Source organism: Parahoeflea alexandrii (assembly GCF_027214025.1).
GTDB lineage: Bacteria > Pseudomonadota > Alphaproteobacteria > Rhizobiales > Rhizobiaceae > Hoeflea > Hoeflea alexandrii_A.
Window position 1 is genome coordinate 158,687 of sequence record NZ_JAPWHB010000007.1, and the last position, 17,542, is coordinate 176,228.

General features: G+C 60.7%; 18 protein-coding genes. 8 read left to right on the forward strand and 10 right to left on the reverse strand.

Features of this window, described 5'->3' with window-relative positions:
* Window positions 1–113 precede the first annotated feature (113 nt).
* Genes O4H62_RS22295 through O4H62_RS22305 form a run of 3 tightly spaced genes read right to left on the reverse strand, consistent with a single transcriptional unit; the run spans window position 114 to window position 3,053 of the window.
* Window positions 114–1,088 (reverse strand): tripartite tricarboxylate transporter substrate binding protein, encoded by a 975-nt coding sequence (locus O4H62_RS22295; protein ID WP_269391063.1) that lies wholly within the window; start codon window positions 1,086–1,088, stop codon window positions 114–116.
* A gap of 16 nt (window positions 1,089–1,104) precedes the next feature.
* Window positions 1,105–2,604, reverse strand: coding sequence for a tripartite tricarboxylate transporter permease (locus O4H62_RS22300; RefSeq protein WP_269391064.1), 1,500 nt, complete (start codon window positions 2,602–2,604; stop codon window positions 1,105–1,107).
* Between the two features lie 11 nt (window positions 2,605–2,615).
* The gene (locus tag O4H62_RS22305) at window positions 2,616–3,053 is read right to left on the reverse strand and encodes a hypothetical protein (protein WP_269391065.1); all 438 of its coding nucleotides are present in this window, start codon (window positions 3,051–3,053) and stop codon (window positions 2,616–2,618) included.
* Between the two features lie 146 nt (window positions 3,054–3,199).
* Between O4H62_RS22305 and O4H62_RS22310 the strand changes: the two genes are divergently transcribed.
* Window positions 3,200–4,135: a LysR family transcriptional regulator gene (locus tag O4H62_RS22310; RefSeq protein WP_269391066.1), complete on the forward strand. Its 936-nt coding sequence runs from the start codon at window positions 3,200–3,202 to the stop codon at window positions 4,133–4,135.
* A 658-nt stretch (window positions 4,136–4,793) separates the two neighbouring features.
* Here the strand turns inward: O4H62_RS22310 and O4H62_RS22315 are convergent.
* Genes O4H62_RS22315 through O4H62_RS22345 form a run of 7 tightly spaced genes read right to left on the reverse strand, consistent with a single transcriptional unit; the run spans window position 4,794 to window position 11,028 of the window.
* Window positions 4,794–5,606 carry an aspartate/glutamate racemase family protein gene (locus O4H62_RS22315; protein ID WP_269391067.1) on the reverse strand — a complete coding sequence of 271 codons (813 nt, stop codon included), beginning with the start codon at window positions 5,604–5,606 and terminating at the stop codon, window positions 4,794–4,796.
* Between the two features lie 35 nt (window positions 5,607–5,641).
* The gene (locus tag O4H62_RS22320; protein ID WP_269391068.1) at window positions 5,642–6,034 is read right to left on the reverse strand and encodes a Rid family hydrolase; all 393 of its coding nucleotides are present in this window, start codon (window positions 6,032–6,034) and stop codon (window positions 5,642–5,644) included.
* Window positions 6,031–6,936, reverse strand: a complete 906-nt coding sequence (locus O4H62_RS22325) for a hypothetical protein (protein ID WP_269391069.1) — start codon at window positions 6,934–6,936, stop codon at window positions 6,031–6,033. The genes O4H62_RS22320 and O4H62_RS22325 overlap by 4 nt, the downstream gene beginning before the upstream one ends.
* A 4-nt stretch (window positions 6,937–6,940) precedes the next feature.
* Complete coding sequence (gene proC, locus O4H62_RS22330; protein ID WP_269391070.1) at window positions 6,941–7,756, reverse strand: pyrroline-5-carboxylate reductase; 816 nt, start codon at window positions 7,754–7,756, stop codon at window positions 6,941–6,943.
* Window positions 7,753–9,066, reverse strand: a complete 1,314-nt coding sequence (locus O4H62_RS22335; protein ID WP_269391071.1) for an acetoin dehydrogenase dihydrolipoyllysine-residue acetyltransferase subunit — start codon at window positions 9,064–9,066, stop codon at window positions 7,753–7,755. The genes proC and O4H62_RS22335 overlap by 4 nt, the downstream gene beginning before the upstream one ends.
* A 13-nt stretch (window positions 9,067–9,079) precedes the next feature.
* Complete coding sequence (locus O4H62_RS22340; RefSeq protein WP_269391072.1) at window positions 9,080–10,057, reverse strand: alpha-ketoacid dehydrogenase subunit beta; 978 nt, start codon at window positions 10,055–10,057, stop codon at window positions 9,080–9,082.
* 2 nt (window positions 10,058–10,059) lie between these two features.
* Complete coding sequence (locus O4H62_RS22345) at window positions 10,060–11,028, reverse strand: thiamine pyrophosphate-dependent dehydrogenase E1 component subunit alpha (protein WP_269391073.1); 969 nt, start codon at window positions 11,026–11,028, stop codon at window positions 10,060–10,062.
* A 269-nt stretch (window positions 11,029–11,297) separates the two neighbouring features.
* Here O4H62_RS22345 and O4H62_RS22350 point away from each other — a divergent pair, with 269 nt between their 5' ends.
* From O4H62_RS22350 to O4H62_RS22380, 7 genes are all read left to right on the forward strand, one after another.
* Window positions 11,298–12,332, forward strand: coding sequence for a transporter substrate-binding domain-containing protein (locus O4H62_RS22350; RefSeq protein ID WP_269391074.1), 1,035 nt, complete (start codon window positions 11,298–11,300; stop codon window positions 12,330–12,332).
* Between the two features lie 76 nt (window positions 12,333–12,408).
* A complete protein-coding gene (locus O4H62_RS22355; protein ID WP_269391075.1) occupies window positions 12,409–13,569 on the forward strand; it encodes an ABC transporter permease subunit in 1,161 nt (386 codons plus the stop codon).
* Window positions 13,570–13,578: 9 nt separating this feature from the next.
* Window positions 13,579–14,658: an amino acid ABC transporter permease gene (locus O4H62_RS22360; RefSeq protein WP_269391076.1), complete on the forward strand. Its 1,080-nt coding sequence runs from the start codon at window positions 13,579–13,581 to the stop codon at window positions 14,656–14,658.
* Window positions 14,659–14,678: 20 nt separating this feature from the next.
* Window positions 14,679–15,419, forward strand: a complete 741-nt coding sequence (locus O4H62_RS22365; RefSeq protein WP_269391077.1) for an amino acid ABC transporter ATP-binding protein — start codon at window positions 14,679–14,681, stop codon at window positions 15,417–15,419.
* 16 nt (window positions 15,420–15,435) lie between these two features.
* Entirely contained in the window at window positions 15,436–16,191 is a 756-nt protein-coding gene (locus O4H62_RS22370) for an SDR family NAD(P)-dependent oxidoreductase (RefSeq protein WP_269391078.1), read from the forward strand.
* Window positions 16,192–16,205: 14 nt separating this feature from the next.
* Entirely contained in the window at window positions 16,206–16,733 is a 528-nt protein-coding gene (locus tag O4H62_RS22375; protein ID WP_269391079.1) for a hypothetical protein, read from the forward strand.
* Window positions 16,734–16,809: 76 nt separating this feature from the next.
* Window positions 16,810–17,517 carry a GntR family transcriptional regulator gene (locus O4H62_RS22380; protein WP_269391080.1) on the forward strand — a complete coding sequence of 236 codons (708 nt, stop codon included), beginning with the start codon at window positions 16,810–16,812 and terminating at the stop codon, window positions 17,515–17,517.
* Window positions 17,518–17,542 lie beyond the last annotated feature (25 nt).

The window sequence follows — 17,542 nt, forward strand, 5'->3', positions numbered from 1 at the left end:
TTCCGGTGTCCGTGTTTGGGCACGGCGATGCCGTTCGGGCCTTGGCTCGATGTTCAGATATGTCGGTGGAACGCGGCGCTGCGGGTCGGCACTGCCGCGGCACAGAGTGCAGATTACTGTGGCTCGACGCCTGCGGCCTTCATCACCGCGAGGTTGTTCTTGAGCTGCTTGTACATCTCGGTCGTCGCGCCGGCGGCATCGACATAGTCGATCGGGGCATTCATGCTGGCGGCGACCTTGGCGAAACCTTCGTTTTCGGCGACCTTGGCCAAGGTCAGAGAGAGCTTCTCCAGCACCTCGACCGGAACGCCCTTGGGGGTGATCAGCACAGTCTGCATATCCATTCCGATCGGCAGGCCAAGTTCGCCGATCGTGGGTACGTCGGGGCTGCCAACGTTGCGTTCGGTCGTCAGCGCAGCGATCACTTTCATCTTGTCGGGATAGCGGTGATGTACCCCGCCGGAATAGGCTAGCATCGCCTGTTCCCCCAGCATGGCGTTCACCATCCCCGGCCCGCCATTCACCGGCATGATCTCGATGTCGATCCCGTTTGCACGCGCAATCTCGTCGGCGAAAACGCGGGTCGTGGCCGACAGTGCGGCATAAAGCATGCCTGGATGTTCCCTGGCGTACGTCACCATGCCCGCGTAATCGTCAAACGGGGCGGATGCGGACGCGACCAGCGCGATGTCGAAGCGGGTCAACATCCCGGCATAGTCAAAATCGTCGATACTGAAAGGCACCTGCTTCATCAATGCGGGCGAGAGCGTGATCGTCTGGCTGGGGTTGAACATGATCGTGTAACCATCCGCGGGCATGGCCTTGAGTTGTGCCAGTGCTACACCTCCGGCAGCGCCGGCCTTGTTGATCACGTTCACCGGTTGGCCGAGTTCTTCCGCGATGGCCTGCGCCACGGCACGGCCCAGAAGATCACTCTGTCCCCCGGGGTTGAATCCGATCAGCATCGAAATGGGTTTTTCCGGCCATTCGGCCAATGCCGGCGTGGCGACGGCTCCCACGGCTAGGCCGAGCGCCAGTGTCGTGGTTGCGGCAAGGCGTTTCAGTGTTCTATCGAGACTGTGTTTCATGGGTTTGTTCCTCCGTTTATCGGGTTGAGGCCGGACGGCGCGCCGCGCCTTGGCCAAAGCGCCAGACCGCCAGTGCGGTCAGCACGAAAAAGACGATGGCCAGCGGATGCGCCACCAGGTTGGCTGGATCGCCTTGCAAGATCTGGATGGATTGCCGCAGACTCAGCTCCACCGCCGGGCCGACGACGAAGCCGATCAGGAAATTCACCACCGAGAAGCCGAAGCGCACCATCAGTACGGCTAGCATGGCGAATGCCAGCATCACGTAGATGCCGAAGGCGCCGCCGCCCTCGATCCATGCGCCGATGACGCAGAGAAACAGCACGGTGGGAACGATCACGCGGATCGGCACTCGCGTGACCATGGCGAAGAAACCCTGGAATACCAGTCCGATGACCAGTAGGCCCATACTGGCCGCGATCATCGCCGCATATATGCCCCCAACGAGGCGCGGTTGCTGCGAAAACATCAGTGGACCCGGGGTTAAGCCGTGCAGCATGAAGGCGCCGATCAGGATCGCTGCGATCACGCTACCGGGAATTCCCAGCGCAAACAGCGGGATCAGGCTCGCCGGCACCACCGCGTTGTCAGCGCTTTCGGCCGCGGCCACGCCCTCGATCGCGCCTTTGCCAAAGCGCTCGGGCGTCTTCGAGCGGCTGCGTGCTGCGCCGTAGGACAAAAAAGAGCCCACGCTGGCACCCAGACCGGGCAGGATACCCACGATCACGCCGATGCCTGTGCCCCACAAAATCGAGGGACCGGCGCGGCGCCAATCCGCGCCTGTCACGCGGTTGTCGTCGCGGTCCTTGCCCATTGTGATCTCACGGGTCTCACGATCTATTTCGTGGCGTCGCCCCGCCTGTAGGATCATTTCGGCCACCGCGAGCATCCCGATTGCCATCGGGACCAGGGGGATGCCGTCATATAGCTGGTAGAGTCCGAAGGTCATGCGTGGCAGCCCGGATTCTATTTCCAATCCCACCGTCGCCAAAAGAATGCCCAGCAACGCCGCGATGATTCCCTTGGGCAGGGATTTGGCCGAGAGCCCGCCTACAAAAGTGAGTGAAAAAAGCAGGATTGCTAAGATGTCCACCGGCCCGATCAGCAGTGCAAAGGATGCGATCGGCTCGGCGAGGACGACAAGCGCGAGAGTGGAGGCGAAGTCTCCTATCACCGATGCAAAAAGTGCCATCTTCAACGCCTTGCCGGCCTTGCCCTGCCGCGCCAGCGGATAGCCGTCCAGTGCGGTGGGGGCCGATGACGGCTCACCCGGCACGTTGAGCAATATCGCCGAAACGGCGCTGCCAGCGGCGCTGCCCTTTGCAATTCCGATCAGAAAAGCGATGGCCGCCAGCGGCTGCAAGCTGAAGGTCAGCGGAATAGCGATGGCAACTGCCGTGGCCTTTCCAAGCCCTGGCAGCGCGCCCACGAGATAGCCGATGGCCACCCCGGCCAGGATCCAGCCGGCAATGGTGAGCGAGAAGATATCGGCGAAGCCGAGGAAAAGCTGTTCCATGCCCAGCGCCCTCAACCCACCGTCGTGCCCAGCACGACATAGATTAGCAGGTAGCCCAGCAGAAGAATCCCTGCAGCTTGGGCAGCAAGCATCAAGGGCTTGCGCTCGCCCATGATCAGGGCCGCGCCGATCACCAACATCGCTCCGCCACCCAGCGGGCCAATCACCGGAAGAAGCCAGAGAGAGATCAGGATGATCCCAGGAACAGTGATGAAGGCCGCCGCTTCGTGCTTCGAGAGGTGAAATGGCTCCCCAGCTCCCCGCCACAGCCCCTGCGCAGCGATCAGGAGGCCAAGAAGCCCGATTCCAACGAGCGCGATCTGCGGCACGAGGCGCGGGGAAAGCATGCCGGCAAAACCCGCTGGGATCTGTGCGGGAACAATGAAGAACAGCCCCCATGCTGCAATGATCGCCAGCACTCCCCCGATGATGGTGCTTGTCCTGTCCATCCTCACCGATGTCCTCCCCTGCTGCGCCCGCACGCCTCCACGCGCGCTATGCCGTTTTCAAACATATCCGATAGGCCGAGCCCTGTTGAAATACCATTTTTTGCGCGTACTATACCTAATAAGCATAGCGTAAGAGGGGAGGCGCCATGAACTTCAAACTTCACCAGCTGAAATGCCTTCAAACCGTGGCTGATTCAGGAAGCTTCCTTGCCGCATCAAAGGAGTTGGGCGTAGCACAGCCCGCGCTCTCCCGGAAAATCGCCGAGTTGGAAAAGCTTGTCGAACAGCGCCTGTTCGAGCGGAGTTCACAGGGTGTCACCCTGACCGCGGCGGGCGAACGGTTTCTGCGCCACGCCCGGCTGATCCTGCAGCAGGTGGACAGGGCCGAGCGCGAGATGGAACTCGAACGTACCGATGCCTCCGTTGAGGTGAATTTCGTTGTTCCGCCGACGTTGAGCCTGTTTGTCGCTGCACCGCTGGTTAAAGCGGTGGCGACAGATTACCCCAACATCCGGGTGCGCTGCCACGAAACTCATTGGGACAATGCCCGTCAGATGATGGAGAGCAACGGTGCCGATCTGGCGCTTGTGACCAATGGCCATGCATTCAAGGGATGTCATGCCGAAACCTGCGCGCGCGATCGTGTCTATTTTGGCGGCCGTATTGATGAGAGGTTTCACGGCCATGCCCCAATGGATTTCGCCGAGGCCTGCGAGATGCCTCTGGTGTTGCCGGGGCCAAACTTCCTGATCCGGCGCGTCCTCGAAGAGGCGGCGCGTAAACGTGGACTGCGGCTGAACATACGCCATGAGCTGAACTCGGGACCTCTGCTGGCCTCCTACCTTGAGGAAGGGCTCGGTTACACGATCTCGATCTGGCAGACCTTCTTCGAAGGGGTCGCCCGTGCTCGAATGTTTGCCCGACCTTTGTCGAACCCCGAATTCGAGCGAGACCTCACCATCATCTCTGCTGGATGGGACGCTCCGGATCCGGCGATCGGGATCGTGCGCCGCTATCTCCGCAACCGTGTAAGGGAGCTGCTCCGGACTGGCATACTCAGGGGTGCGATCGAAGCCTCATGAAGGCAGGGGATAGCGTCGCCTGAAGCGAAATTGCAAAACGTGGCACAACCGAAATCCCACAACCTGCTTGAGCCATTCAACCCATTCCGCACAAATTGGAGGCTTCATAGAGGGCTTTTTTATACTATTAAATCGTACATACAATTTTCGTAGCTAACTAATTCATTATAAAATATTAGAGAGATAGGAGAAAACTGAACCACCACTGCGTGATATACTGACAGTTTTGTTGTTTATAACTTTTGATATGGTTGAAGAAATTGTATGGGTGTATTTCACGGATAATTGAAACTGGTATTCAGTTATGTGTTATTGACCGGTTTTTCTGGATCTGGATTCACAAATTTCAATTGCGATCCGATTTGTTGAGCGAAGGTCTCGGTTAGTGTCCGAAAGCAAGGGGATTCTCGCGGGGCAGAGTCAATCATGGGGACGATGTCCTCTCCGTATTATTCGGTTCATCTTGTGCATCGGGGCGGCTCGCGCATTATCCGTCGGTTGGCATTCTCTATGCCGCCGCGCTCCCGAGCGGGCACCGTCCGGGTATGACAACGATCGGGATAATGCGTGCGGGTGTCCAGTTGTGCCTTCATATGTTGCATCCCAACTTTATTCCCAATCCGCCTCATACTTGCCGATGAGTGGAGTCAAAACGCGATCAGATCATGTCTTCACCCGCGGCCGGGAACAGTCCCAGGCTCGCGCGCGCATTCGCAAGAGCCTCCGGCTCCGGCGGACGCAGGGCGTTTGCGCGGCTTTTCACATACCCGCAGCGGCCGGCGGTATCGACCATGGCTTCGAGGGATTTGAGACCGATCGCCGAGGAATCCAGGACCGGTACACCTGTCCCGGGCACTTCGAGATAGCCGGAAGAACGCAACAGCGGCCCATAATAACCGCATCCGACAATGATGACTTCGGCGCCGTCGGCGATGCACTCGCGTGCGGTAAGCTCGAAACGCGGGATGAATTCGGCTCGCGGGTCTTCCGCCGAACGGCACAACAGTTCGGTATCCGACACCGGGGAAATGCTGCGCACCGGCCAGTGGATTGCCCGCTGCGACAGACCGTAGGAGATAAGATCGTTCTCGATGGAATCGGCTGTTTTCGGCGATACAGTCACCACCGCAAAGCGGCGTCCCATGGTCAGCGCCCACAGCATTGATTGTTCGCCGACGGAGGCAACCGGGACCGAGAGTATTTCGCGGGTTTCCCAGAGCGCGTCGTTCCAGCAACCCAGGAAGATCCCGTCGATACCATCCGCTTCAGCCCGGATCGCCGCCTCGATCATGTGGACCGAGTTCAGATGCTCGGCATAAAGCGAACGGGTGAAGTTGCCGCTTGCCGGCAGGAAGCGGAATTCGAGCTGGCAATCTGGCCGCAGGACCGGCAGGATCGATGCCTCGATCCTGCCCCACAACCGTTCCAGTCTCTCGATCCTTGTGGTCGGATGGATCCAACACAGACGCACCGTTCATCTCCTATCACGACCCGAGGACGACGCTGTCAATCGGCGCAGCCGATGACGGCGACCGCGGCAATCTCAACCTTGACGTCAGGAACCGGAAATTGCACCACCAGCGCCGCATTGGTGGGGAGAATGTCGCCGAAAATCTCGCCGAGAACCGGACCGATGGTCTGGAATATCTCGGCTGAGGTGACATAGGTCGTGATCTGCACAACCTCCTTCAAGCTGGCGCCGGCCCGGGCGAGCGCGGGCTCGATGTTGCTGATCACCTGCCGAAGCTGCACGACAGGATCGGGATCACACACGCCCGTGGCATAGTCGATGCCGACCGTGCCGGAGACGTAGACTGTGTCGCCCACCTTGACTGCGCGGCTGTAGCCGAACGCTTTTTCGAAAGTGGAGCCGGAAGAGAAGTTCTCGCGTTTGGTCATTGTGTCCTCGATGGCTGGAGAAGGTCGCTGCGCCCTAATGCGCGTTTGGTGAGTTCATTGGCGGCAAACCACGGAATGTGGATATCCACCCAGTTCGACATGCGGCTGCAGTACAGAATGAGTTCGGCGAGAAGCTCCTGAAGCGGAACATCGCCCGTCTCGATCAGGGCGATGGCGTCCTGCAGCACCGCCTCGCTCTGGCTCAGATGGCAATAATGACCGATGCGGGAAATGCCCAGATGCAGTGTGTTGAGCGCAATCGCGCGGCGCGCGGCATCATCGTACAAGCCTGGCTGCGACCAGATCTGCCAGAGGCTTTCCTGCACGAAACGGAAATAGCCGTCGGCGGTCGCCATTGGGCCGAAAGGTATATTGTGGCCTGTATTGGCGAGCATCCGGTCGATTTCTGCCGGCTCCTCCTGCCATGCCAGCTGTCGGGCCCGTCTTATGCGGTCCCATGGTGTATCGGCGCCCGGCAGGGGCGGCGTGATAGACGGCGGGGCGTCCTTAAGGCGCAGATCGGCCGCAAACAGTTTCGAACCGGCCTCGCGGCGCTGTCGTTCGGCATAGGTGCGCAACCAGCCGATGCCGCCGTTCAGACGGCCGAGATAGGTGACTGCAGCTGTCTCCGCCTGCAATTCGTCGTAGATGATCTCGAGATACTGCCGGTCCGGATAATAGAGGAACGATCCCGGCGGCAGTTGGTGAATATTGGTGCCTTCCTCGAGGCCGGCGAGGATCGGGCTCGGCCAGTAGATGTGGCAACCGGCGATCTTGGCGCAATGGATCGTCACGCTGGCCGGGAGCCAGGCCGTCAGCTGATCGAGCGTGGGTGAACCGGGACGGTCGACGAGTTCGATTTCATGCTCCTGTCCTTCGCAGGCAAAAATCAGTGTGCGCATTGGTTCATCCTTCCCTCCCAAGTTCCACGCCGCGATCCCGCGCCGCGGTTGCCGCGCGAAACATCAGTTCGGTCAGCGCGCCATCGTGCATCAGCACCGACAATGCAGCTTGCGTGGTGCCGTTGGGGCTGGTCACTTGCTCGCGCAGCAGTGTCGGCGTGGTCATCGTATCCTGCGCCATGCGGCCCGCGCCAGCGACGGTCTGCTTGGCCAGAAGTTCCGCCGTCTCGTCGGGCAATCCGAGACGGCGGCCGGCTTCGGCCAATGCTTCGATGAAATGGAAGACATAGGCCGGACCGGAACCGGAAATCGCCGTAACCGCATCCATCAGCGCCTCATCGTCGATCCAGGCCACGGCGCCCGAGACCGCCATCAGCGTTTCGGCCAGATGGCGAACGGATTGCGGCACCTCGGCCGCCGCGCATAGCACCAGCATTCCCTCGCCGATCGCAGCCGGCGTGTTGGGCATGCAGCGGATAAAAGGCGCCGGCTGGCCGAGCGCAGCCTGCATCGTCGCGAGCCGGACCCCGGCGGCCAGCGACAGGAACGCCGCTTGACGCTCGGCCAAGCCGCTACATTCGGTCAGAACCGACGCCACCATCTGCGGCTTGACCGCCAGCACGACCAGATCGGGCCGCAATGTCTCAGCCAACTCGGCGGCCGACGAAACAGCATGCGCGCCGGCCGATTGCGCGCGCTCTCGGAAGTCTGCGAATGGTTCGACAACATGAACGTCTATTTCGGAGCCCTGGGTCAGCCAGCCTCTGAGCATGGCAAAGCCCATGTTTCCCGCACCGAAGAGAAGGATGGTCGGGCTCATGGCCTTGTCTCCGTGCTGGCAAAATGATCACGCAGGATCTTGGCAACCACTTCGGGCTTTTCCAGATGCGGAACGTGTCCGGTCGTTGCGAGCAGATGCAGCGCGATCTCGCCCGGTACCGACAGCGCCTGCTGCCAGGGCAGGATCGCATCCGCCTTTCCCCAAATCGTGCGCGTCGGGCAGGTCAGGCGCTCGAGCGCGGCGCGCAGGTCGAAGCTCTGGGTCGAATCCGGAAACAGGTCTCGCGCCATCTGCCGCTGGGCGGCGCGCTGATCCGGATCAGCTCTCGAAGCCATCGCCGCGCGAACGAAGTCGTCGCCGATAATCTTCGGATCGGCGACCATGTGGCGCAGCCACGGCCCAAGGCTTACTGGCGAGGAGGCGCCCGCGAAACCTTCAATGAAATCGCCGTCGATCCGCGGACCGAGACCGGCCGGCGCGATGAGAGCCAGCGAAGCGATCCGCTTGGGGCGAATGTCGGCAAGGGCAAGCGCGCAGGCGCCGCCCAGCGAATGGCCGACGAGGTGGACGGTGGGCAACTGCAGATCGTCGAATGCGATTGCAATCTCGCGGGCAAGCTCGGAAAAAGAAGTCATGCGCCGCCGCGGCGACTTGCCGTGATTAGGGAGTTCGAGCCGGAGTACGGGCCGTTGCCGCGCCAAATCGCGCTCGATTGGCGACCAGGATGGGCCATCCGCGCCGAATCCGTGAATCATTACGACGGGAATGTTCCCGGGTGCCCCGCTGCGTATGACGTTAAGCCGGCCGGCTTCGTCGGCGGGCAGGGCGGTTGCGGGAGTCCGCGACATGTTCGGGCCACCGTCCAAGACCTGTGTGGAGGCGAGATCGCGCAGCTTGATCCGCCCGGACGGGCTGCTCGCGCGGACAGCGCGTAGATCAATGCCCATCGACCGCGCGCGAACACGCGCCGCCGGGCTCGCTACGATCCGCCGAGCCGACGCGGCGCCGGCGGAACTGATCTGTTCGCGTACGATGGGCTCCGGTTTCGCCAGGGCGCCTTCGGTCGCGCCCTTCGCCTCAGCCTTGGCCTCGAAGGCGGTGTCTTCGGCGGTCGTGCCGATCAGGCCGAGCACGGCGGACAATGGCACTTCCATACCCGGTTCGGCGAAGATTGCGGTCAGGAATCCATCCACAGGCGCCGGAATTTCAGTTGCCGCCTTGGCGGTCTCGACAGTCACCAGCGTGTCGCCGGCGGTGACTGTCGCACCCGGCTCGACCGACCATTCGAGAACGACCACGTTCTCCATGTACTCGCCGCCGGCAGCTTCGACCCTAACTGGTGTCGCCATCTCTCTATCCCTCTCAGGCCAGAACGCGCCTGGCTGCTTCGGCGATCCGGGCGGCATTCGGGATCACCGCGGCTTCCAGCGGTTCGGAATACGGGATCGGCATGTCCGGCATCGCCACGCGGGCGACCGGCGCATCGAGATCGTCGAAACAATGATCCATGATCGTGGCCGACAGCTCGGCCGCGTAGCCGCAGAAGGTCCAGCCTTCATTAACCACCACCGCGTGATGGGTCCTGGCGATCGAGGCCTTGATCGACGCGAGATCGAGCGGCCGCAGGGTCCTGAGGTCGATCACCTCGGCGTCTATGCCGTCTTTGGCGAGCTGGACAGCGGCGGCTTCCGCCTCGATCACCATTTTCGAGGTTGCGAAGATCGATACGTCTCGGCCCGGACGGACCAGGCGAGCCTTGCCGAGCGGGACCAGTTCGTCCTCGCCGTCGGGCACTTCGCCGCGCATATTGTAGAGCAGCTTGTGCTCCAGGAAGATCACCGGCTGCGCATCCCGGATCGCAGACTTGAGCATGCCCTTGGCGTCGGCCGGAGTCACCGGGGCGACGACCTTGATGCCGGGAATGTGGGTGAGGAAGGAATCAAGGCTCTTGGCGTGTTGCGCGCCGGTGCCCACACCGCCACCGCCCTGGGTGCGCAGCACGAACGGCATTTCGACTTGCCCTTCCCACAGATACCCAAAGACCGACGCCTGGTTGACCAGCGCATCCATGCAAAGCGGAATAAAGTCGGCATACATGATCTCAAGGATTGGCCGCGTGCCGGTCATCGCAGCGCTGACCGCCATGGCGGTCAACGCCTGTTCGGAAATCGGCGTATCGCGCACGCGGCTTTCTCCGAATTCCTCCATCAGACCGCGTGACACCTTGAACACGCCGCCATAACGGCCGATATCCTCGCCGAACATGAAAACACTCGGGTCGCGGCTCATTTCTTCGCGCAGCGCCGCATTGAGCGCCTCGGCATATCGCATCATCGCCATGATCAGATCTCCGCGTAGGCGCCGCTGGGGCGGTGGAACTCAAAGGTCGGAAACGGATCCGACAGGGCGAGGTCGAAGGCCGCCTGGATATCGGTCTCGGCCTCGGAGGCGATGTCAGAAACAGCCTTGTCACCGATCAGCGCGCCCAGGGCCTTGGCCGACACGAGGATCGGATCGCGTTCGCGCCAGGGCGCCATCTCTTCGTCGGACTGGTAGCCGCCCATGTCTGAAGTGGAAAATCCCTGCATGCGGTAGGTCTTGGCCTCGATAAGGGTTGCCCCTTCGCCGCGCCGCGCCCGTTCGGAAGCCTCGGCAACCGCCCGATAGACAGCGACCGCGTCATTGCCGTCGATCTTTAGCCCGGGCATGCCATAGCCGGCGGCGCGGATGAAAAGGTCCTCGACGGGCGACTGCACCTCCTGCCTCACCGTCAGGCCGTACTGGTTGTTTTCCAGAAGAAAGATCACCGGAAGCTTCCACAGTCCGGCCATGTTCATCGCTTCATGCGCAATCCCGGTCTGCGCCGCGCCGTCGCCAAACACCGCCATGGCAACCCGGTCCTGCTTGAGAACCTGGATCGACAAGGCCATTCCGGCGGCGGCCGGAATGCCGGCGCCGACGATGGCGTTGCCGCCGATCATCCCGATCGAGGCGTCGCCGAGCAGCATATGACCGCCGCGGCCGCCGCAATACCCTGTCTCGCGCCCCATGATCTCGGCCACGATACGGCGCGGCTCCATTCCCTTGCCAACATAGACATGGTGTCCGCGGTGGGTGGTGCAGACATAGTCGCTTGTATTCAGCGCCATGCAGGAGGCGACGCCGACTGCTTCCTGACCATCGCACCGGTGCAGGGGGCCGCGCGTCTTGCCCTCCTTCGCCATAACGCCAAGAATCTCCTCGAGGCGCCGCGTCAGGATCATCCTTCGGTGAATTTCCCTTTGTTCTTCGACGGATGGCGAGTTCTTCATTTCAAGGCTCCAGCGCGATATTTGATATTACATGTATCGAAATTTGCGACCTACGCAAGCGAAAATATCTCGCCTTGAATCCGCGTTTGGATCGATACGTTTTGGCGTTCTGGAAGAAAAAATAATAAAAACAGTAATATAGATATTTTGTGATGTCTGTGCGTACTTGCCGGTGTATTTTTTCTGGACTCCGCGCTCTCTTTGTGTGTTATATCAGATATCACGGCATCGCCATGATGGGAACGGCTTCTTAGCAAGGGAGAGTTGGAATGAAAGCGATAGGTACAATCGCACTCGGCGCCACGGTATTGCTGTCGGCGACCGCAGCGCAAGCGGGTTTCGGGGACACACTCAAGACCGTGAAGGAAAGGGGCGCGCTCTCGTGCTCCGGCCACAACGGCACCTACCTCGGCATGGCCGAGGTCGATGACAAGGGCAACTGGAAGGGCTTCGACATCGACATGTGCCGTGCTGTGGCCTCGGCGATCTTCGGGACGCCTGAAGGTCATTTGAAGATTCAGTCGACCAGCTGGGAACAGCGGTGGCCGTCGCTTCAGTCGGGTGAACTGGACTTGGTTATCAAGTCGTCGGGCTGGACAATGAGCCGCGACACTGACACGGCGCTGCAGTTCTCGCGGCCCTATATCATGGCTGCGATCAGCTACGCCACGCACGCCGAGAACAACGCGCAGTCGATCAAGGACATTGACGGCGGCACGTTGTGTGTCCAGTCGGGCACCACGCTGGAGCGCTATGCGACCGATCACGCGGCATCCAATGGCTACGAGCTGGAGGTCGTGCCGTTTGACTCCACCGAAGCGGCAAAGGCCGCTTTCCTTTCCGGACGTTGCGACGCTTATGTGGAATGGGACTTGCAGATCGCGGTCATGCGCGCCACCGAGGTTGAAAACCCGGAGAGCATCGCCATCCTGCCGGACGTGCTGTCGGCCGAGCCGGTGGCAATCGTCATGCGTCAGGGCGATGACCAGTGGATTGACGTCGCCAACTGGGTCGGGTCGATCCTCATTCAGGCCGACGAGGCCGGCGTCACCTCCGCTAATGTCGATGAGATGAAAGCCAATCCCCCGACTCCAGCCATCGCCACCATGCTCGGCGTCACGCCTGGCGTCGGCAAGCGCCTCGACCTGTCGGATGACTGGGCCTACAACGTCATCAAGAACGTCGGGAACTATAACGAGATCTGGGAGCGCAATCTTGGCGAGGGGTCGGCCTACAAGTTGGCGCGCGGCGTTAACGGCCTTATCAGGAATGGCGGCATCATGTATTCGCTGACCATGGACTGATCCATGGTTCAAACCTCCGGCCGACCGGAAATCCGGTCGGCCGGGTCGAGCCCAACCGCGTCGAACGGATCGCGCCATGAAGTCATTGCTCGCCAGCCGAAAAGCTCGTGCCTTCTTACTGCAGGCGGTATTCCTGATCGCCATAGTCGGCGTGCTCGCTGGTGCCTACGTCCAGGGCAGCCGAAACATCGCGGCGAGAGGTATAACGTCGGGTTTCGAGTTTTTGACGCGCACCACCGGCTTCAATGTGGGATTCAAGCTGATTGACTACAGCGGCTATGACAGTTTCGCGCGGCTGATCCTTGTGGGGCTTTTGAATACGCTTTTCCTGGGTCTCCTCGGAATTGTCGCGGCGAACATCGTCGGGCTGGTCGTCGCCATGCTGCGCACTGCACGCAATCCAATCCTGAACTTGCTTGGTACGATCTATATTGAGATCTTTCGTAACATTCCGATGATCCTGCAGGTCGTTTTCTGGTACGCGCTGCTAACGCATTTGCCGCCGCCCAAGGAAGCGCTGCAAGGGCTGGGAAGCTTCATCTCGTCGCGCGGCACCTACATCCCAGGCCTTAATGTATCTGCGGAGTTTGCTGCGATCTCCTGCGCCATCGCGCTGGCTGCGGTTATGGGAATTGTCACCGTCTCAATGTCGCGGAAGCTATCGCGGCTCAACTCCGCTCGCCTCATTCGCTGGGCCATCGCTCTTTTCGCGGTGTGCGCGGTTGCTCTCACGCTCGCCCTCGGACATGAAGATGGCACGCCGCTGATGTCGATGCCCGAACTGCGCGGCCTCAATATCCGTGACGGCATACGCATACCTCCGGAATTCCTTTCGCTGCTGATCGGCATGGCGATCTATGGCGGCGCCTATATCGCCGAAATTATCCGGGCGGGCTTTCTTTCGGTCGGCAAGGGCCAGGCGGAAGCGGCCCAGTCGCTGGGCCTGACTCCGTGGCAGGTCTTTAGTCGCGTACGCCTGCCGCTCGCCATCAGAGCTGTGCTGCCGACGCTGATCAACCAATATGTCTGGCTGTTCAAGGCGACGACGCTCGGCATCGTGGTCGGCTACACCGACTTCTTCGCTGTCATCTCGGTTTCGATCAACCAAGCTGGACAGACGCTCGAATTGATCGGCATCCTCATGCTCGGCTTCCTGATCATGAACAACACCATCGCGTTCCTCCTCAATCGTGTGAACGACGCTATCGCCCTTAAGGGCAGCCAGCTCCGGTCGTGAGGAACCAACATGTCCGTTGACACTCTTTCCCCCCTCCCTGGCCGTAAGCAAAGCCTGCTTTCGCGGTTGTTTTCGCGCCCTCTCGATGTCGTCATTTCGGTCACTGTCCTGCTGTTTGCCGCAAGCGTGCTCTGGCAACTGTCCAAATGGGCGATTATTGACGCGGTCTGGACCAGCCCGGACGCGACGTCGGAAGTTTGCCGGGGCGTGTCGGGCGCCTGCTGGGCGGTGATCGATGTGCGCTGGCGGCTGATCGTCTTCGGCCTCTTTCCCTATGAGGAACAATGGCGCTCCAGTCTTGCCTGCATCGTGATGGTCATCGTCGCCATCCTGTCATGCGTGCCGATGTTCTGGACCGCAATTCGCCTTTCCGCGCTCTGGATCGTGGGATTTTCGATCTTTTATGCTCTGATGGCGGGCGGCGTCCTCGGCCTCACGCCGATCGCTCCGGACAAATGGGGCGGCCTGACGTTAACCGTGTTCATCTATGCGGCGGGAATGCTCATCGGCATGCCGATGGCCATCGCGCTTGCGCTGATGCGGCGCGCCACGCTTCCCGTCATCGCCAGGACCACGGGCATAATCATCGACAGTGTCCGGTCACTGCCGCTCATCACCATCTTGTTCACGGCCGCGCTGGTCCTTCCCTTCGTCCTGCCGGAATGGCTGCTGGGTGACAAGATCTGGCGCGTGATCCTGGGCTTCGCCCTGTTCTTCGCGGCCTATGAGGCGGAAAACATCCGCTCGGGCATCCAAGCCCTTCCGTCCGGGCAGGAGGAAGCAGCGCGCGCGCTCGGGCTGACCTACTGGCAACGCACCAGCCGTATTATCCTGCCGCAGGCGCTGCGCAACGCCTTGCCGCCGACGATCAACCAGTTCGTCATCAGCTTCAAGGAAACTTCGCTGATCGTTATCATCGGCTTCTTCGACGTCATGGCATCCGGCAAGGCGGCCTATGGCTCGGGCGAATGGTCGTTCGCCTGGGTTGAGGTCTATGTCTTCGTCGCCCTGATCTATTTCATCTTCGTCTTCAGCCTTTCCCGCTATGGCGCTTATCTCGAGCGGCGTTTGCGCGTGGGCCAACACTGACCACCGTACCGGGGACAATCATGAGCGAAACCGCCATCCAGATCCGCAACATGAACAAGTTCTTCGGAACCTTTCATGTGCTCAAGAACATCAACCTTGAGGTCGCCGCCAGCGAGCGGATCGTCATCTGCGGTCCGTCAGGATCCGGCAAGTCGACGCTCATCCGCTGCATCAACCGGCTTGAGGAGCACCAGGACGGTTCGATCAACGTGCTGGGGACGGAGCTTGATGACAATGTCTCCCATATCGATCAGATCCGGCGTGAGGTCGGCATGGTCTTCCAGCATTTCAACCTGTTTCCGCACCTGACCGTTCTGGAAAACTGCACTCTTGCTCCAATGCTGGCTCGAAAAACTCCACGCGGCGACGCCGAGGCGGCGGCTATGAGGTATCTCGAAAGGGTTCGCATCCCTGAACAGGCCGCGAAGTTTCCCGGCGAGTTGTCGGGCGGACAGCAGCAGCGCGTCGCCATCGCGCGGGCGCTGTGCATGGCGCCGAAGATCCTGCTGTTTGACGAACCGACCTCGGCGCTCGATCCGGAGATGATCAGCGAGGTGCTGGACGTGATGGTCTCGCTTGCCAAGGATGGGATGACCATGATCTGCGTCACCCACGAAATGGGTTTTGCGCGCCAGGTGGCCGACAGGGTCATCTTCATGGACAAGGGCGAGATCGTTGAGGAGGGAGCCCCGGCCGATTTCTTCGGCGCACCCCGTAACGAGCGCACCCGGCAATTCCTCAACCAGATTCTGTCCCATTGAAACCAGGGAGACCTACATGACCGTTACTCTAATCACCGGAGCGGCCAGCGGCATCGGACTTGCCGTGGCGCAAAAACTAGCCGCAGAAGGATGCGGGCTGGCGTTGGTCGATCGCGACGGCGACAAGCTTGAGGCCGTCGCCGCGGGCCTCAAGGGCGCTGCTGAGGTCCGGATCTATCGGGGGGATGTCACCGACGCCGCACAGGTTTCCGAGACGGTCGAGGCAGTGATCGCCGATTTCGACCAGATTGATGGTCTCGTGACGTCCTCTGGCATCGTTCGCGTTCGTCCATCGTTCGAGGTATCTGCGCAGGAATTCCGCGACCACCTGGAAGTCAATGTCACGGGTTCGTGGTTCTATGCCCAGGCGGTCGGCCGCCAGATGGCAGCGCAAAAGACAGGAAGCATTGTGATGATCGGCTCGGTCTACGGCATTGGCGGCGCGCCGGATCGCGCAGCCTATTGCGCTTCCAAGGGCGCGGTCCACAATCTGGTCCAGGCTCTTGCCGTCGAGTGGGGTCCGCTCGGGATCCGAGTCAACGCTGTGGCGCCGACGGGGGTCCGCACCCCCATGGTGCAGAATCTCATCAACAACGGACAATACAATCTCGCCGGTGTCAGGGGTCGCACGCCGCTTGGCCGTCTCGCGGAAGCGGACGAGATCGCCGAGGCATGCGCCTTTCTGCTTTCGGACAGGTCGCGCATGATCACGGGCGATATTCTCAGGGTCGATGGCGGATGGGCCGCCAACGGATACACTTTCGCCAACTGAAGGAGGCTGGGAGCATGGAAGACCATCACCGCCAGTCCAAATCCGTCCGGTTTCGCACGATCGCGCTGGATGAATGTCTTGGACTTGCCCGCAAGCTGCAGGCAGATGGCAAGCCCTGGCACTCGCATGTGCTTTCGCCAGGTTGCCGCCAGAACCCGCAACCCGATGTCTACGCCGTCGTGATCGAGGACGACGACGCGGGCATCGCCTACATGGCGAAGGGTGACGACCAGTTTCCCGAGGTCGACAAGGATCTTGTCAGGATGCTGCATGGCGACGACATCATCGACGCGAGCAAGTTAACGCCTGATCCGCCCGCATCAGCGCTGCTCGATCAGCTCAGGGGGCTGCAGGAACGCCGTATCCCCTGGCATCATCACATGCATTTCCCGAGTTGCGTCTTCAATCCGCATCCAGGAGAATGGGCGATCTCGGTCGAAGCGCCGGGCCAATTCTTCTCGGAAGCCTATCCCTCAGAACCGGTCGACGTATTGCGGCAGGTTGAGGTCATGTATTTCTCCAATCTCGATTCCTCGTCATAAATCGGCAAGAGATTTCGTCATGCCGGCAAAATCCGTTATTACAAAAGAACATCACACCCGCCCTGGAAGGTTACGCATGGCAACTATGACCGATGCACTTGAAAGTCTGACCCCGATTGGGCGCTCCGACACGCTGGCCCAGAAAGTGCGTACCCAATTGAAGGAGGCGGTCATGGCTGGCCGTTTCGCTCCGGGCGAGAAACTCACGATCCGCAGCATCGCCGGTGCGTTGGAAGTCAGCCTCACGCCGGCGCGCGAGGCGCTCTACAACCTCGCTTCGGAGGGTGTTTTGGAACTCAGACCCAACGGTTCCGTCTATGTGCCGGAATTGACCATGGACCGGATCGCCGAACTGACAAAGATACGTATTGTATTGGAGAGCCTGGCGGCCCGCGAGGCCGTGACGCGCGCCAGCAATGACGAGATCGCCAATATCGTCGCCCTTAATGAAAACCTGATCCAGCGGCACGAGCAGCAGGACTACTCGGCGCTTATCTCGCTCAACTGGCAGTTCCATTTCACGCTGTACCGGGCCAGCCGAATGGAAACGCTGGTGCGGATGATCGAAAGCTGTTGGCTGATGACTGGCTCGTATCTCAATGTGATCTATCCCCAGTTCGCCGAGGTCAGCGAAGGTATCACAAACCACCAGCAAATCGTTCGGGCGCTTGAGAGACGCGACGGCGACCGTGTCGCCGCCGCCATCACGACGGATATCAATCTCGTCTCGGACGCGCTCATCAGTTCGATCAAGCAAACAGCCAAACCCGAGCAGGACGGTTAGACCATCCGGTGCAGCAATGCGACGC

Bases quoted from the DNA above. Each gene is read 5' to 3' on its own strand.
- O4H62_RS22295 (WP_269391063.1), bottom strand. From the start codon at position 1,088: ATGAAACACAGTCTCGATAGAACACTGAAACGCCTTGCCGCAACCACG.
- O4H62_RS22300 (WP_269391064.1), bottom strand. From the start codon at position 2,604: ATGGAACAGCTTTTCCTCGGCTTCGCCGATATCTTCTCGCTCACCATT.
- O4H62_RS22305 (WP_269391065.1), bottom strand. From the start codon at position 3,053: ATGGACAGGACAAGCACCATCATCGGGGGAGTGCTGGCGATCATTGCA.
- O4H62_RS22310 (WP_269391066.1), top strand. From the start codon at position 3,200: ATGAACTTCAAACTTCACCAGCTGAAATGCCTTCAAACCGTGGCTGAT.
- O4H62_RS22320 (WP_269391068.1), bottom strand. From the start codon at position 6,034: ATGACCAAACGCGAGAACTTCTCTTCCGGCTCCACTTTCGAAAAAGCG.
- O4H62_RS22325 (WP_269391069.1), bottom strand. From the start codon at position 6,936: ATGCGCACACTGATTTTTGCCTGCGAAGGACAGGAGCATGAAATCGAA.
- proC (WP_269391070.1), bottom strand. From the start codon at position 7,756: ATGAGCCCGACCATCCTTCTCTTCGGTGCGGGAAACATGGGCTTTGCC.
- O4H62_RS22335 (WP_269391071.1), bottom strand. From the start codon at position 9,066: ATGGCGACACCAGTTAGGGTCGAAGCTGCCGGCGGCGAGTACATGGAG.
- O4H62_RS22340 (WP_269391072.1), bottom strand. From the start codon at position 10,057: ATGGCGATGATGCGATATGCCGAGGCGCTCAATGCGGCGCTGCGCGAA.
- O4H62_RS22345 (WP_269391073.1), bottom strand. From the start codon at position 11,028: ATGAAGAACTCGCCATCCGTCGAAGAACAAAGGGAAATTCACCGAAGG.
- O4H62_RS22350 (WP_269391074.1), top strand. From the start codon at position 11,298: ATGAAAGCGATAGGTACAATCGCACTCGGCGCCACGGTATTGCTGTCG.
- O4H62_RS22355 (WP_269391075.1), top strand. From the start codon at position 12,409: ATGAAGTCATTGCTCGCCAGCCGAAAAGCTCGTGCCTTCTTACTGCAG.
- O4H62_RS22360 (WP_269391076.1), top strand. From the start codon at position 13,579: ATGTCCGTTGACACTCTTTCCCCCCTCCCTGGCCGTAAGCAAAGCCTG.
- O4H62_RS22365 (WP_269391077.1), top strand. From the start codon at position 14,679: ATGAGCGAAACCGCCATCCAGATCCGCAACATGAACAAGTTCTTCGGA.
- O4H62_RS22370 (WP_269391078.1), top strand. From the start codon at position 15,436: ATGACCGTTACTCTAATCACCGGAGCGGCCAGCGGCATCGGACTTGCC.
- O4H62_RS22375 (WP_269391079.1), top strand. From the start codon at position 16,206: ATGGAAGACCATCACCGCCAGTCCAAATCCGTCCGGTTTCGCACGATC.
- O4H62_RS22380 (WP_269391080.1), top strand. From the start codon at position 16,810: ATGGCAACTATGACCGATGCACTTGAAAGTCTGACCCCGATTGGGCGC.